Below are 13,840 nucleotides of genomic sequence, written 5' to 3'. Positions count from 1 at the left end.
GCGTCGTTCACCTTCGTGTGGCGATCAGGTTCGCGGTGCGGTCGGGCCGGGGGTCAGGCGGTGCAGTTGCCCGTGACGGGCTTGCCCGCGAAGCGGTCGGTCAGGAAGGCCATCGAGTCGGGCTCGCTCAGGACGAGGCCCAGCGCGTGCTCGGCGAACAGGTAGGTCTTCCAGGTGACGTTGGCGCCCTTGGCGCACCACGCCCGGTGCAGGTCGTCGGCCTGCTTCAGCGGGATGATCTGGTCGAACGTGGCGTGCGGCTGGAACACCGGGGCGCTCGGCGCGGTGGAGCCGAGCTTGTTGGCGTCCAGCTTCGCCCGCCACTCCGCCGTCTCCAGCGGGTTGCCGGTCGTGTAGTCGCTGATCTTCTTGAACGCGGTGTCGATGAACGTGGACACCCCGTCGACGCTCACCAGGCACACGTCCTTGGCCTTGGCGAGCAGCTCGCGGCCCCGGTCGTTCAGGTAACGGTCGAGGTCGAGCTCGGGGTAGGCGGCGTCGAAGCCCACCGCCGCCATGAACATCAGCGCGATGAACAGGCTGCCGTCGAGCCCCTCGGCCACGGCGCGCAGGTCGGCCGGGACGCCGCCCGCGACGGTGCCCTTCACCTGGAGTTCGGGCGCGTACGAGGAGGCGAGTTCGGCGGCCCAGCCGGCCGACGTGCCGCCCTGGGAGTAGCCCATGATGCCGACCGGGCTCCCGTCGCCCAGGCCCGCGTCCGGCAGGCGCTGCGCCGCCCGCGCCATGTCGAGGACGGCCCGTCCCTGCGACCCGCCGACCTCGTAGGTGTGCTGGCCGGGCGTGCCGAGGCCCTCCATGTCGTTGACCGCGACCGCCCAGCCGCGGCTGAGGGCGTCGGCGATGAACAGTTCCTCGTAGTCGAGGCCCTGGGTGAGCGTGTACGAGGGCGCGCACGCGTCGCCCAGGCCGCGCGTCCCGACCGCGTACGAGACGAGGGGGCGTTCGCCGGTGCCGGTCCACGCCTTGGTCGGGACGAGGACCGTCCCCGCCACCGCGATGGGCGTGCCCTTGGCCGACTCGGAGAGGAAGAGCACCTGCCAGGACTTCACCCCGTCGAACGGCGTCTTGCCGAACGGGTCGACGGTGAAGACCGACGGGCGCGAGCGGATGACGTCGCCGGGCTTTCCGGCGGGGAGAGGAGAGGGCGGCGTGTAGAAGGGGTCCTGCGATGGCGGCACCTGCGGCGCCGCCGCCGTTCCCGGCGCCGCCGTGACGGGCGCGGCACCGGCGGTCCCCTGGAGGGTGGTCAGGCCTAGGCAGCAGGCCAGCAGGACGCCCAGTCCTCGGCGAACTCTGGTGGGCATGGTCCGGAACCTTTCGTCGGCCCCCCGCTACCGTCCCGATGACGGCCACCCGACCCTAAATAAATGGACCCTGCGTCTAATAGTCATCCGGCGACAACGATCGGCGGCCCGGTGCGCACCCCGGCACAGGACGTCCATGGACGTGATGCACACTGGACCGATGATCGACAAGGTGGCGTGGGTACGGCTCGAGGGCGGCAGGATTCTCAGCACGCGGTCCCGCGGCAAGGACACCTACTACCTGCCCGGCGGCAAGCGCGAGCCGGGCGAGACCGACCTGCAGACCCTCCTGCGCGAGATCGCGGAGGAGCTGACCGTCGCGGTCCGGCCCGAGACCGCCGAACTCCTCGGGGTGTACGAGGCGCAGGCGCACGGGCAGGGCAAGGGGGTGCGGGTCCGGATGACCTGCTACACCGGCGACTACGACGGCACGCTCGCCCCCAGCAGCGAGATCGAGGAGGTCGTGTGGTTGTCGTTCGCCGACCGCCACCGCGTCTCGCCGGTCGATCAGATCATCTTCGACGACCTCCAGGCCGCCGGGAAGTTGCGCTGATGCCCCTCCAGCCCGGCCTGCGGGCGGAGACGCACGTCGTGGTCGGACCGGACGACACCGCCGAGCACGTCGGCAGCGGCGACGTCCCGGTCCTCGGCACCCCGCGGCTGCTCGCGCTCGCCGAGGCGGCGACGGTCGAGGCGGTCGCGTCCCGGCTCGAACCAGGTCAGACCACGGTCGGCACGCGGGTCGAACTCGACCACCGGGTGGCGAGCCCGGTCGGCGCGCGTGTCACCATCGAGGCGGAGCTGACCGAGGTCGACGGACGGCGGCTGGTCTTCGCCGTCCGGGCCGCCGGCGAGTCCGGCGCGCCGGTCGCGGACGGCCGTATCGAGCGGGTCGTGGTCGACCGGCAGAGGTTTCTTGCGAGGGTGACGAATGGCTGAGAGTCCGGAAACCAGCGTGGCCGCCTACCTGGAGCGGCTCGCGGCGGGCGACCTCGACGGGGTGCTCGCCCTGTTCAGGGACGACGCGGTGGTCGAGTCGCCGCTCTACGGGCAGATGTCGGCGCGCGCGTTCTACACGGGCCTCTTCGAGGACACCGAACGTTCCGAGATCACCCCGGTCGAGACCTTCCTCTCCACCTCCGACCCGCGCCGGGTGGCGGTGCGGTTCAGGTACGACTGGACGCTCGCCGACGGCACCCCGACCACGTTCGACTGCGTGGACGTGATGGAGTTCGGTGCCGGCCCCGACGGCCGGATCGCCCGGCTCACGATCATCTACGACACCCATCCGCTCCGCTCCGTCTGGGCCGGCGTCCGCTCCTGACCCTCCCGACCTTCCTGACCCTCCCGGCCGGCCTGACCCGCTCGGCAGGTCAGGGGTGGTGCTGGCCGTAGACGTGGACGGGTGCGCCGCGGTAGTCGGCGTCGCGCAGGTGGCGGTGGCCGATGCGCTCGGCGACCGAGATCGAACGCCGGTTGCCGGGCAGGATCACCGAGATCACCTCGTCCGCGTTCAGGGTGCCGAAGCAGTACGCGACGGCGGCGCGGGCGGCCTCGGTGGCGTACCCCTTGCCCCAGTGCTCGCGGGCCAGGCACCACCCGACGCCCAGCCCGGGGAAGCCGTGCGGCCGCCACGGCCCGGCGCGGCCGGCGAAGCGGCCGGTCGCCTTCTCGACCACGGCCCAGTGCGAGTACCCGCGGATCTCCCGGTGCCCGATGAACGTGGCGAGGGCCCGCCAGGCGTCGGCGGGCGAGGTCCCGGCCGGCTCGGCGAGCCCGTCCGCGACCTGCGGATCGGCCATCATCGCGGCGTAGTCGTCGAAGTCGGCGCCGGTCAGGGGGCGCAGGATCAGCCGTTCCGTTTCGAGGGTGGTCATGGGCCCCAGTATGTGGATCTTGTTAGCGGGGAGTGTGCGTCCGGTGACGCATTCCTTCCGCTGAGTGGAAGTATCCGCAGGTCACGACCTCGATATCGATGAGCATGGGCAGCTGTCCCACCCTGTGACGTGGACCACGGAGGTAGCCCATGTCCCCGCTCCCATCGCCCGGCCGTTCCGGCTGGGTGCTCCCGCTCTGCTGGGCCGCCGTCCTGCTGGACGGCTTCGACCTGGTGGTGCTCGGCACCGTCCTGCCCGTCCTGCTGCGCGACGACGTCTGGGGCTTCGACCCCGGCACCGCGTCGGCGGTCACCACCATCGGCCTGACCGGCATGATCGTCGGCTCGCTGGTGACCGGTGCGGTCACCGACCTCATCGGCCGCCGCAAGGCCCTGATCATCTCGGTCGTGATCTTCTCGGTGTTCACCGCGCTCTGCGCGTTCGCCACGTCCGCGACGACCTTCGGCGCGCTGCGCTTCCTCGCCGGGCTCGGCCTCGGCGGCTGCCTGCCCACCGCGATCACGATGGTCGGCGAGCACGCCAGGCGGGAACGCGGCGGCGCCGTCACCACGACCCTGATGACCGGCTACCACGTCGGCGCGGTGATCACGGCGCTGCTCGGCATCTCGGTGATCCCGGCGCTCGGCTGGCGCGCGATGTTCGTCATCGGCGCGGCCCCGGCACTGGTGCTCGTCCCGCTGATGATCAAGTACCTGCCGGAGTCGACGTCGTTCGCCGAGAACGAGCGGGCCGGCCGCACCACCGACGGCCGGGCCGCCGTGCGCACCCTCTTCACCGGCGACCTGCTGCGCGCCACGCTCGCGTTCTGCCTGGCCTCGTTCATGGGCCTGCTGCTGGTGTACGGCCTCAACACCTGGCTGCCGGTGATCATGCGGGAGGCCGGGTACCCGCTCGGCGCCGCGCTGAGCCTGCTCCTCACCCTGAACGTCGGCGCGATCGTCGGCCTGCTGATCGCCGGGTACGTCGGCGACCGGATCGGGCTGCGCCGCGCCGCGACCGGCTGGTTCGGCGCCGCCGCGGTGTTCCTGGCCCTGCTCAGCATCAAGCTCCCCGGGCCGGGCCTGTACGCGGCGGTCTTCATGGCCGGCTTCTTCGTCTTCAGCGCGCAGGTCCTGGTGTACGCGTACGTCGGGCGCACCTACCCTGCCGCCAGCCGCGCGACGGGCATGGGCACGGTCGCCGGCGTCGGCCGGGTCGGCGCGATCTGCGGGCCACTGCTCGGCGGTTCGCTGGTCTCCGCGGGGATCGCCTACCCGTGGGGCTTCTACGCGTTCGCCGTCGTCGGGGCCTTCGGCGCCGTGGCGATCTCCCTGGTCGGCGTCCGTGCGGCCAGGCCCGTCCCCGCCCCCGGCGTCCAGGCCGGCGTCTGACGCCCCGCCCCGGCGTCGGGCGGGGCGGACGTCCCCGTCCGTCCCGGGGTGTCAGACCAGGCGGTGGCCGAGCGTCGGCGTCGAGACGTGCGGCCGCTCGGCCGCACGCCCGAAATGCAGCTCCTCGGCGACGGTCACGAAGTACCGCAGTTGCCGGAGTTCCACCCGATCATGGTACGGAGCCGTGCCCGGACGGCGTCGCGGGGAACGGCGGTGCGGGGCCTGTGGCGCGGGTTCGCGTGTGAACGGCCCGGCCGGGGGGACGAGGAGAGGATGAAGATCCGCAGGGTGGTGCCCGACCTTCGTTCAGCCGACCTCGAGGCGGCCAGGACGTTCTACGAGCGGCTGGGGTTCGCCGAGGTCATGAACCTGGGGTGGGTGACCACGCTGGCCTCGCCGGACAACCCGACGGCGCAGATCATCCTGGTCCGCGACGACGAGCCCGAGCCGCAACCGTCGGTGAGCGTCGAGGTGGACGACGTGGACGCGGTGTACGCGACGCTGAAGGCGACCGGCGCGGAGATCGTCTACGAGATCCGGGACGAGCCGTGGGGCGTCCGGCGGTTCTTCACGCGCGATCCGGACGGGCACGTGATCAACGTGCTCGGCCACAACTGACGGCGGCGGGCCGCACCGGGACGCGGCCGGGTGCCCGGCCGTGGAACGCCACAGGGCCCCTTCGACGTCGAGGGGGCCCTGTGTCCTGTGTGACTCCGCGGGAGACGGAGGAAGTCTTGGTGTTATGGCGTTCGGAACGTCAGGAGGCGCTCAGTAGGGCAGGAGACGCCCGGATGGAGTCCGGAGGTCGAGCGGGCTCGGTTGACGTGGGGGTCGTGGGCGCTTGATGAGCTGCTGCCGTGCCATGGTGATCATCTCCCCCGTTGCGGTCGGTGTTAATCCGCCGATCGAGCCGATGTCGCGCTCACTCAGTACGACGGTGTCGCCATCCGTGAGGTTCGCTGAGCTTATGCGACAACCTCGACCTCTTCGACCGATTTTGCGGAAGCTGATATTGCATTGCGTGGCGACGAGCATACGTTCGGTGTCACACCGATAGGGGTGGAGTTGATGCGGCCGGTCCCGGCCAATGCCGATTCAGGCGATCTCGGGGGGCCGTTTCGGGCGGTCCCCAGTGCCGTTTCAGGCGCCGTCGAACTCGGCCACGACGCGCTTCGGAGCCAGTTGCCGCCAGGCGTCGACGATGATTTCGCGCAGCTCGCCGTCGTCCACGGCCTCCAGGTGCACGCGCAGCCAGTTGTACCTGTCGTCGTGCCCGGGGAGGACGAAGAACTTGGCGGGCTCGGCGGCGATCATTTCGGTCCGCTCCTCGCGGGGAAAACGGAAACCGAGCGACCTCTCGTCATCCGAGAGGCTCGCGAAGATGCCCTTCGTCACGCGGAAGGTCACCAGCCCCCAGGCCGGTTTTTCGGTGGCTCCGGGTAGGGAGAGCGCGATCTCGCGTACGGTCTGTGCTTCCGCCACGCTCTCTAGAATGCCGCTCCATGACCGCATTGACCATCGACGCGCCCCGTACGGCGCTTCTCGTCATAGACCTGCAGGTTCGCATCGTCGGCAGGGAGACGGGCCCGGTCACCGGCGCCCACGTCGTCCGGGAGGCGATGCGGCTCGCCGAGGCGTTCCGCGGCAACGGCGGGCTGGTGGTGATCGTCCAGGCGGAACGCCCGGACGTGCCCGAGCAGCCGCCGGGCAGCGAACTGGTCGACGAGATGGAGCCCAGGCCGGGGGACCTGCTGATCACCAAGCGGGCCTGGGACGCCTTCCACGGCACCGGGCTGCACGACAAGCTCCAGAAGCAGGGCATCGCCACGGTGGCGGTGGCGGGGCTCATGACCAACGCCGGCGTCGAGTCGACCGCCCGGTCGGCGAGCGACCACGGCTACGAGGTGGTGTTCCCGCAGGACGCGATGGCCTCGTTCGACGCCGGCATGCACACGTTCGCCGTCGAACGGATCTTCCCGCTGCTCGGCACCGTCACCACCACCGGCGACCTCCTGGCCGCCCTCCGCCCCAAGTCCGGCTGACCCGGCCCGGCGGGCCCGGCCGGTTACGACACCACGTCGCGGGTGCGGAAGCGGCGGAACGCCAGCGCGAACAGCACCGCCGAGTAGGCGATCGAGAGCGCGGTGCCCTTGGCCATGCCGGTCCACTGGATCTGCGGCTGCAGCGCGTCCATCCAGGAGTACATCCAGTGGGTGGGCAGGAAGTCGCGCCAGTCGCCGAGCGCGGTGACCGCGTCCAGGATGTTGCTCACGATCACCAGCCCGACGGCGCCGCCGACCGCGCCCAGCGGCGAGTCGGTGGTGACCGACAGCAGGAACGCCAGCGACGCCACCACGAGCTGGCTGACCAGCGCGTAGCCGACGATGATCCCCATCCGGCCGAGCGCGGTGGACACCGGCACCGAGCCGCCGGTCGGCAGCTCCACCTCGCCCCAGCCGAACGCGACCGTGCCCGCCACCAGCGACATCAGTGGCAGGCTGACGACGGCGACCGCCGCGTACCCCAGCGCCACGACCAGTTTCTGGCGCAGCAGCCGGGCGCGGGGGACCGGCGCGGCCAGCAGGTAGCGCAACGACGACCAGCCCGCCTCGCTCGCCACCGTGTCGCCGCAGAACAGCGCGACCGCGACCACCAGCAGGAAGCCCACCGAGACGAACAGCGCGAACAGCGCGAAGTTGAGCGCGCTGGAGGTCGCCACGTCCACCAGGCTCGGGATGCCGTCCGGCCCGGGGTCGCCGCCGATCGTGAACGCGAGGACCAGGACCCAGGGCAGCACGAGCAGGATGCCGAACGCGACCAGCGTGCGGCGGCGCCGGAACTGCCGGACGACCTCCACCCGCAGCGGCAGCGTGTGCCGCACGTCGTAGCCGTGCCCGCCGGAGTCCGGCGACGCCCCGGTCCGGCGGCCGTTGAGCGGTGCCGTCGTGCTCATGTCGCCTCCCCGTTGCCCGACGCCGCGTCACCGGCGGGCGTTGCGATGATCTCCAGGAACGCGTCCTCCAGCCGCCGGCCGGAGCCGACGATCTCGGAGACCGGTCCGGCGGCCACCCGCCGCCCGCGCGACATGACCACCGCGTGCGTGCAGGTCATCTCCACCTCCGACAGCAGGTGGCTGGAGACGATGACGGTGCGGCCCTCCCGCGCGTACCGGATCAGCACGTCGCGCATCTCGCGGATCTGCGGCGGGTCGAGGCCGTTGGTGGGCTCGTCCAGCACCAGCAGGTCGGGCAGGCCCAGCATGGCCTGGGCGATCGCCAGGCGCTGCCGCATGCCCTGGGAGTACGTGCGGACCGCGCGGTCGAGGGCGCTGCCGAGATCGGCGATCTCCAGCGCCTCCTCCAGATGCGCGTCGCTCCGCGGGCGTCCGGTCGCGCGCCAGTAGAGGTCCAGGTTGTCGCGGCCGGACAGGTGCGGCAGGAACCCGGGCCCCTCGACGAACGAGCCGAGCCGCGACAACACCGCCGCGCCCGGCGTCACCCGGTGGCCGAAGATGCGCATCTCGCCGGCGTCGGGATGGATGAGCCCCATCAGCATCCGCAGGGACGTCGTCTTGCCCGCGCCGTTGGGGCCGAGCAGCCCCAGCACCTGGCCCTTCTCGACGGTGAAGCCGAGGTCGTCGACGGCGAGGTGGCCGTTCCGGTACGCCTTCGTCAGCCCGGTGATCTTCAGTGGCACCTCGGCGAGCTCCGGGTCGAACTCCTCCTCCGCCCGGCCGCCGCGGCCCCGCCCGGTCACCAGGATCCCGGCGGCCACGGCCAGCGCGGCGCCCGGCAGGATCCAGACCCAGGCGGGCAGCGGCGTCGGCGCGGTCCGCAACGACGGAACGGTCGGCACGGTCAGCCCGGACACCGCCGCGACCCGGTAGGTCGCGGGCTTGGCCGGGGTCGCGAAGCCCATGTCGGTCGTGGACACCACCAGCCGCAGCTTGTGGCCGCGGTCGAACCGGTAGTCCATCGCGGGCAGCGCCACCGTGACCTCGCCGCCGCCGTCGGCCTTCTCCACGCGCAGCGGAGCGGCCAGCCGCCGGGCCGGGGACGCCTCGCCGCCCGGCGCGACGTCGTACAGCTTGGCGAACAGCGGGACGTCGCCCGCACCCGTCACCTTGAGCCGCACCGAGGCCGCGCCGGTGAGCTGGAGCGGGTCCGACAGCGCCGCGGTGTCGAACGTGGCGGCCTGCCCGGGCATGTCGACCGGGAACTGCCCGCCGAGGCCCGCGCCGCCCAGGTCTCCCAGGCTGCCGAGGGCGCCGAGGCCGGGCAGGGCCGAGATCGAGGCGGGCGTCCCGCCGGCCGGATTGTGGATCGTCTGCTCGCCGCCCCTGAGCGGCATCGTCCGCGGATCGGCGTTCAGGCCCGGGTACGTGCGCGTCTCCGCGGCCTCGATCACCACCGACTGCGTCGAGGAGTCGATGCCGCCCGCCCGCGTCACCGTGAAGCCGTCCGCCGTCGTGGCGTCCGCCGAGCCCTGGAGGTGGCGGTCGAACCAGCCGCGCACCAGACCGCGCACCCGGCCCGTCTCGGGGTCGCCGCCGTCGTGGCCGCCCTGGAACCAGACCACCGACACCGGAGCGCCGTTGCGGGCGATCGCCCTGGCGCTGGCGTCCGCGTGGTCGAGCGGGAAGAGCGAGTCGGCCTGCCCCTGGACGATGAGGCTGGGCGCCTTGATCCGGCCCGCCACCGTCGCCGGGCTCGACCGGCGCAACATCTCGACGGCCTTCTCGTCCGGCGCGCCGGTCTCGGCGACCTTCTGGTACATGTCGCAGACCTCGGGCATGAACCGTCCGCAGGGGTTCTTCCGCGCGTCGGGCCCCTCGCCCATGCCGCTGGAGAAGAAGATCCCCGCCCACAACTTCTTGAAGACCCCCGCGTCGGCGCCCTGGCCGGTCGCGTTGGGGAACAGCGCGTCGGCGAGGTCGTTCCAGGTGATCTGCGGCGCGATCGCGTCCACCCGCTCGTCGTATCCGGCGGTCAGCAGCGCGATGGCCCCGCCGTACGACTCGCCCGCCATGCCCACGCGCGGGTCGCCGGGCCCGTCCAGCCGCACCTCGGGCCGCTTCGCCAGCCAGTCGATGAGCTGCCGGACGTCCTTGACCTCGTAGTCGGGCGAGTTGAGCGCGATCTCCCCGGTGGACTTGCCGAACCCGCGCGCCGACCACGCCAGCACCGCGTACCCCTCGCGGGCCAGCTCCCGGGCCTCGGCGCGCACGTCGTCCTTGGAGCCGCCGAACCCGTGCCCGAGCAGCACGGCCGGCCCCCGCTCCCGGCCGACGGGCTTGTAGAACGTGGTGTCCAACGTCACACGCTGGTCGTCCTTGGGGCCGTCGAGCACCTGGACGCGCTGGTCCTGCGACCGGACGGCGGGTTCGCCGCCCGCCGCCAGCCCCCAGGCGGCACCACCCGCTCCGGCCAGCACCACCGCGGCCCCCGCGGCCGTGGCCGCCCTGGCGCCGCGCCCGGCTCTGCCCCACCGCTCCCGGAGCCGCCCGGCTCCCCCCAGCCTCATGCCTGAAAGCCTATTTGCCGCAGGGACCCGCCGCGCTCCACCCCCAAGCCGACCCCACCTGCGCCCGCCGCGGTACGCCGCCGCCCGAAGATCAGCCAAAAGTCGCATGCCCGGACCCGGATCCCGCACCCGAGCGCGCCCGGGTCGGGAAGCAAGCCGAAGGCGAAGCTGCACGAGATCGCGAAGCGATCTCTCGCTCGCCCGCTGCGCGGTTCGGTGGACGAGCCGCCAGGCTCGGCCGCCGAGGCCGCGCAGCTAGGACAACGCCGCCTCGAACATCGTCGTCAGGCGGCGGACGAGGTCGTCGGGGTCGGCGGCGCGGAGGTCGTCGAGGCCGAGCAGGCGGCGGACCGGGCCGCCGCCCATGATGATCGTGGCCGCGAGGGTGGCGCGGGCGCGGGCGTCCGGGCCGTCGAGCTGCGCGGTCAGCGGCGTGACCAGGTGCCTCTCCATGTGCTGCTGGAGGATGGGGAGGATCTCCGGGTTGCCGATCGAGCGGTCGAGCATGCGCGGGATGGGGCTGGCCGGGGCGCGGTGCACGACGCGGACGACGTGTTCGGCGAGGCGGCGCGGGAGGTCGGCGGGGGAGCCGGTGAAGGCCTGCTCGAGGGTGGACTCGCCCGCCAGGACCTCGCCGAACAGGGCGGCCTTGGAGCCGAAGTAGCGGTTGACGAGCGCGACGTTGGCGCCGGCGTCCGCCGCGATCATCCGCACCGAGACGTGGTCGTAGCCGTGCTCGCTGAAGAGGTCGCGGGCCGCCTCCAGCAGCCGGGCCCGCGTCGCCTCGCGGTCGCGCTTGGGCCGTTTGACCCTGTCGTCGGGCTTGTCGCCGGCCCGGTCGTGTCCGGTCCGCGCTTCCTCGGCTTGATCGAGCACCACTCCAGTATCCCTCGGTTGCAAGTAAACAGGTGACTACATAAGATATGTGCAAAGCACAGGTAATTGCTAGCACGTAGGGGGCGAAGGGTGGCGCAAGCAGGCGTGGTGGGCCAGAGTCCAGCGGCGACGGCGACCCACGACCAGGCGCGGCCGATCTACACGCATCGTCAGATCCTGGAGATCCTCGCCGGGCTGATGATGGCGATGCTGACCGCGATGATCTCCACCTCGGTGGTCGGCACCGCGCTGCCGACGATCGTGGGCGACCTCGGTGGTCAGGACCAGCTGTCGTGGGTGGCCAGCGCGTCGCTGCTGACCATGACCGCCTCTACCCCGCTGTGGGGCAAGCTGTCGGACATCTTCGGCCGGAAGCTGATGTTCCAGGGCGCGTTGCTGATCTTCGTGCTCGCGTCCATCGCCGCCGGTCTCTCGCAGAACATGGCCGAGCTGATCGCGGCCCGCGCGTTCCAGGGACTCGGCGTCGGCGGACTGTCGGCGCTCGCCCAGGTGATCCTCGGCGACGTCGTCCCGCCGCGCGAACGAGGCCGGTACGCCGGCTACATGGGCGCGGTCTTCGGCGTGGCGACCGTGGCGGGCCCGCTGCTCGGCGGCTTCATCGTGGACACCGACGGCCTGGGCTGGCGCTGGTGCTTCTACGTCTGCATCCCGCTCGCGGTGATCGCGTTCCTGGTCATCCAGAAGGTGCTCAAGCTGCCCCGGGTCAGGCGCGACACCCGGATCGACATCCTCGGCGCGTTCACCATCACCGGCAGCGCCACCGCGCTGATGTTGCTCCTGTCGCTGGGCGGCAAGGAGTTCGCGTGGAACTCCGTCTGGACGTACGCGCTCGGCGCGATCAGCGTCGTCCTGCTGTTCGGCGCGATCTTCGCCGAACGGCTGGCGCGGGAGCCGATCCTGCCGCCGCGGTTGTTCCGCAACCGCACGTTCGTGCTCACCAGCATCGGCTCGATGTGCATGGGCATCGCGATGTTCGGCGGCATGATCTACCTGCCGCAGTACCTGCAGATCGTCAAGGGCATGAGCCCGACGGCCTCGGGCCTGATGACGCTGCCCCTGGTCATCGGCATGTTCATCACCTCCACCGGGTCGGGCCAGATCGTCACCCGGACTGGCCGGTGGAAGATCTTCCCGGTGATCGGGCTGCTGTTCGTCGCCGGCTCGATGTTCCTGCTGTCGCAGCTGCACACCGACTCCAGCAAGCTGGTCATCGGCGCGGACGTCGCCGTGCTGGGCATCGGGCTCGGGCTCACGCTCCAGATCCTGCTCCTGGCCGCGCAGAACGCCTCGCAGCCCGCCGACCTGGCCGCGACGACCTCGGGCGTCTCGTTCTTCCGCAACCTCGGCGGCGCCATGGGCGTGGCCGCGTTCGGCGCCATCCTGAGCAACCGGCTCACCGCCGAGCTCAAGGACGCGCTGGCCGCCGCGCACGTCCGGCCGCCCGCCTCCGGGACGAGCCTCGGCTCGCCCGAACAGGTCCACAACCTGCCGGAGCCGTTCAAGGGCCTGGTCCTGGAATCCTTCACCAAGGCGCTGGAAGCGGTCTTCCTGGTCGGCATCCCGATCGCGGTGCTCGGCTTCCTCGCGGTCCTCTTCCTCAAGGAACTGCCGTTGCGCGGCCGCCTCTCGGGTCCGGCCACGGACGGCGGCAAGGGCGGCAAGGGCGGTCAGGGCGGCGGGGACGGCGTCCCCGAGGCGGTCGCGGTGGCCGGTGCCGCCGTGGCCGGTGCCCCGGCGGCCGGTGCCGCGGTGCCCGGGAGCACGGCCGTGCCGGGGCGGCACGCGCGCGGACGTGAGCTCGACGCCGTGCCGCCGCCGGAGCCCGCTCTGGTGTCAGCGGCCGCTCCCGCGCCCGGCAACGGCCTGTCGCCGAACGGGCAGGCGCTCAACAGCCTCAACGCCCTCATCCGCTCCGGCGCGCCGGACCCCGCCTCCGGCCTGCCGGACCCCGCAGGCACCGCCGTCGCGGGCGCCGCGCACCTCGCGGGAGACGCCGGCGGCGAGCCGGACGGAGGCCGCGGCGAGATCCGCGGCGTGGTGCGCGACGGCGACGGCACACCGGTCGCCTCGGCCGCGCTGACCCTGATCGACGAGACCGGCAAGCAGCTCGGCAGGGCCGCCACCGCGGCGGACGGCTCCTACTCGATGCCCACCCCGGGCGCGGGCACGTACGTCCTCATCGCGGCGGCGGGCGACCACGCGCCGCAGGCCGTCACGCTCACCGCGGGCGACCGGCCGGTGGACCACGACCTGCGGCTGGCGGGCGACGGCGGTCTCGCCGGCACCGTCCGCGGCGGCGACGGCGCCCCGGTCGACGGCGCCATGGTGGTCGTCACCGACGAGCGCGGCGAGGTCGTCGGTACGGGACGCACCGGAGCCGACGGCGAGTTCGCGTTCAACGGCGTCACCGCCGGGGCCTACACGCTGGCGGTCAGCGCCGCCGGGCACCGTCCCGTCGCGGCGCCGGTCAAGGTCGGCGCCACCGGCCGCACCCGGCACGACGTGGACCTCCTCCCGGGCGTCAGCGTCCGCGGGACCGTCCGCGGCCCCGGCGGCGCGCCCGTCGAGGACGCGCGGGTCACGCTGGTCGACGGCGCGGGCAACGTGGTGGCGACGGTCGTCACCGGCCCCGGCGGCGAGTACGCGTTCGCCGACCTGACCGGCGACGGCTACACCGTGATCGCGTCCGGCTATCCGCCGGTCGCCACGGCGCTGTCGCTCGCGGACGGCGCGCCGGACACGCACGACCTGCGGCTCGGCCACCCGGAGGAGTGAGACTCGGGGCCCGCCCTCCTGGTGCGGCGTGAGGCGGGCCCCGTCCTGCCGC

13 protein-coding genes and 1 pseudogene are annotated in these 13,840 nt (G+C 72.5%); 7 read left to right on the top strand and 7 right to left on the bottom strand.

Features of this window, described 5'->3' with window-relative positions; translation table 11 throughout:
• Positions 1–53: 53 nt before the first annotated feature.
• Positions 54–1,325, bottom strand: coding sequence for a lipase family protein (locus tag ABZ810_RS04550; RefSeq protein WP_358399172.1), 1,272 nt, complete (start codon positions 1,323–1,325; stop codon positions 54–56).
• A gap of 160 nt (positions 1,326–1,485) precedes the next feature.
• Between ABZ810_RS04550 and ABZ810_RS04545 the strand changes: the two genes are divergently transcribed.
• From ABZ810_RS04545 to ABZ810_RS04535, 3 genes are read left to right on the top strand one after another with little or no spacing between them, the layout of a single operon-like run.
• Positions 1,486–1,878, top strand: a complete 393-nt coding sequence (locus tag ABZ810_RS04545) for an NUDIX domain-containing protein (protein ID WP_358399169.1) — start codon at positions 1,486–1,488, stop codon at positions 1,876–1,878.
• Complete coding sequence (locus tag ABZ810_RS04540) at positions 1,878–2,264, top strand: hotdog domain-containing protein (RefSeq protein ID WP_358399166.1); 387 nt, start codon at positions 1,878–1,880, stop codon at positions 2,262–2,264. Before ABZ810_RS04545 ends, ABZ810_RS04540 begins: the two co-directional genes overlap by 1 nt.
• Positions 2,257–2,649: a nuclear transport factor 2 family protein gene (locus tag ABZ810_RS04535; RefSeq protein ID WP_358399165.1), complete on the top strand. Its 393-nt coding sequence runs from the start codon at positions 2,257–2,259 to the stop codon at positions 2,647–2,649. The genes ABZ810_RS04540 and ABZ810_RS04535 overlap by 8 nt, the downstream gene beginning before the upstream one ends.
• A 49-nt stretch (positions 2,650–2,698) precedes the next feature.
• Here ABZ810_RS04535 and ABZ810_RS04530 read toward each other — a convergent pair whose 3' ends face one another.
• Positions 2,699–3,202, bottom strand: a complete 504-nt coding sequence (locus ABZ810_RS04530) for a GNAT family N-acetyltransferase (protein WP_358399164.1) — start codon at positions 3,200–3,202, stop codon at positions 2,699–2,701.
• Positions 3,203–3,351: 149 nt separating this feature from the next.
• Here ABZ810_RS04530 and ABZ810_RS04525 point away from each other — a divergent pair, with 149 nt between their 5' ends.
• Positions 3,352–4,593 carry an aromatic acid/H+ symport family MFS transporter gene (locus ABZ810_RS04525; RefSeq protein ID WP_358399161.1) on the top strand — a complete coding sequence of 414 codons (1,242 nt, stop codon included), beginning with the start codon at positions 3,352–3,354 and terminating at the stop codon, positions 4,591–4,593.
• A 69-nt stretch (positions 4,594–4,662) separates the two neighbouring features.
• Here the strand turns inward: ABZ810_RS04525 and ABZ810_RS04520 are convergent.
• Positions 4,663–4,758 (bottom strand): annotated as a pseudogene (locus tag ABZ810_RS04520) (LysR family transcriptional regulator); the annotation flags it as partial.
• 108 nt (positions 4,759–4,866) lie between these two features.
• On the opposite strand from ABZ810_RS04520, the gene ABZ810_RS04515 reads away from it, so the two are divergent.
• Positions 4,867–5,211: a VOC family protein gene (locus tag ABZ810_RS04515; protein WP_358399159.1), complete on the top strand. Its 345-nt coding sequence runs from the start codon at positions 4,867–4,869 to the stop codon at positions 5,209–5,211.
• A gap of 522 nt (positions 5,212–5,733) precedes the next feature.
• On the opposite strand, the gene ABZ810_RS04510 is transcribed toward ABZ810_RS04515, so the two are convergent.
• A complete protein-coding gene (locus ABZ810_RS04510; protein WP_358399157.1) occupies positions 5,734–6,075 on the bottom strand; it encodes an MmcQ/YjbR family DNA-binding protein in 342 nt (113 codons plus the stop codon).
• Between the two features lie 20 nt (positions 6,076–6,095).
• Between ABZ810_RS04510 and ABZ810_RS04505 the strand changes: the two genes are divergently transcribed.
• Positions 6,096–6,635, top strand: a complete 540-nt coding sequence (locus ABZ810_RS04505) for an isochorismatase family protein (RefSeq protein WP_358399153.1) — start codon at positions 6,096–6,098, stop codon at positions 6,633–6,635.
• Between the two features lie 23 nt (positions 6,636–6,658).
• Here the strand turns inward: ABZ810_RS04505 and ABZ810_RS04500 are convergent, their stop codons facing one another.
• From ABZ810_RS04500 to ABZ810_RS04490, 3 genes are all read right to left on the bottom strand, one after another.
• The gene (locus ABZ810_RS04500; protein ID WP_358399150.1) at positions 6,659–7,546 is read right to left on the bottom strand and encodes an ABC transporter permease subunit; all 888 of its coding nucleotides are present in this window, start codon (positions 7,544–7,546) and stop codon (positions 6,659–6,661) included.
• Complete coding sequence (locus ABZ810_RS04495) at positions 7,543–10,116, bottom strand: alpha/beta fold hydrolase (RefSeq protein ID WP_358399147.1); 2,574 nt, start codon at positions 10,114–10,116, stop codon at positions 7,543–7,545. Before ABZ810_RS04495 ends, ABZ810_RS04500 begins: the two co-directional genes overlap by 4 nt.
• Positions 10,117–10,371: 255 nt before the next feature.
• Complete coding sequence (locus tag ABZ810_RS04490) at positions 10,372–10,992, bottom strand: TetR family transcriptional regulator (RefSeq protein WP_358399145.1); 621 nt, start codon at positions 10,990–10,992, stop codon at positions 10,372–10,374.
• A gap of 108 nt (positions 10,993–11,100) precedes the next feature.
• Here ABZ810_RS04490 and ABZ810_RS04485 point away from each other — a divergent pair, with 108 nt between their 5' ends.
• Entirely contained in the window at positions 11,101–13,788 is a 2,688-nt protein-coding gene (locus tag ABZ810_RS04485; RefSeq protein WP_358399143.1) for an MFS transporter, read from the top strand.
• The last annotated feature ends 52 nt before the right edge of the window (positions 13,789–13,840 follow it).

The sequence above is a fragment of the Spirillospora sp. NPDC047279 genome, assembly GCF_040643285.1.
GTDB lineage: Bacteria > Actinomycetota > Actinomycetes > Streptosporangiales > Streptosporangiaceae > Spirillospora.
Note: the sequence above shows the minus strand (reverse complement) of the source record. Positions and strands in the feature narration are given on the sequence as shown.

Excerpts from the sequence above, each read along its gene's own strand:
- ABZ810_RS04550 (WP_358399172.1), bottom strand. The coding sequence starts at position 1,325 with ATGCCCACCAGAGTTCGCCGAGGACTGGGCGTCCTGCTGGCCTGCTGC.
- ABZ810_RS04545 (WP_358399169.1), top strand. The coding sequence starts at position 1,486 with ATGATCGACAAGGTGGCGTGGGTACGGCTCGAGGGCGGCAGGATTCTC.
- ABZ810_RS04540 (WP_358399166.1), top strand. The coding sequence starts at position 1,878 with ATGCCCCTCCAGCCCGGCCTGCGGGCGGAGACGCACGTCGTGGTCGGA.
- ABZ810_RS04535 (WP_358399165.1), top strand. The coding sequence starts at position 2,257 with ATGGCTGAGAGTCCGGAAACCAGCGTGGCCGCCTACCTGGAGCGGCTC.
- ABZ810_RS04530 (WP_358399164.1), bottom strand. The coding sequence starts at position 3,202 with ATGACCACCCTCGAAACGGAACGGCTGATCCTGCGCCCCCTGACCGGC.
- ABZ810_RS04525 (WP_358399161.1), top strand. The coding sequence starts at position 3,352 with ATGTCCCCGCTCCCATCGCCCGGCCGTTCCGGCTGGGTGCTCCCGCTC.
- ABZ810_RS04515 (WP_358399159.1), top strand. The coding sequence starts at position 4,867 with ATGAAGATCCGCAGGGTGGTGCCCGACCTTCGTTCAGCCGACCTCGAG.
- ABZ810_RS04505 (WP_358399153.1), top strand. The coding sequence starts at position 6,096 with ATGACCGCATTGACCATCGACGCGCCCCGTACGGCGCTTCTCGTCATA.
- ABZ810_RS04500 (WP_358399150.1), bottom strand. The coding sequence starts at position 7,546 with ATGAGCACGACGGCACCGCTCAACGGCCGCCGGACCGGGGCGTCGCCG.
- ABZ810_RS04495 (WP_358399147.1), bottom strand. The coding sequence starts at position 10,116 with ATGAGGCTGGGGGGAGCCGGGCGGCTCCGGGAGCGGTGGGGCAGAGCC.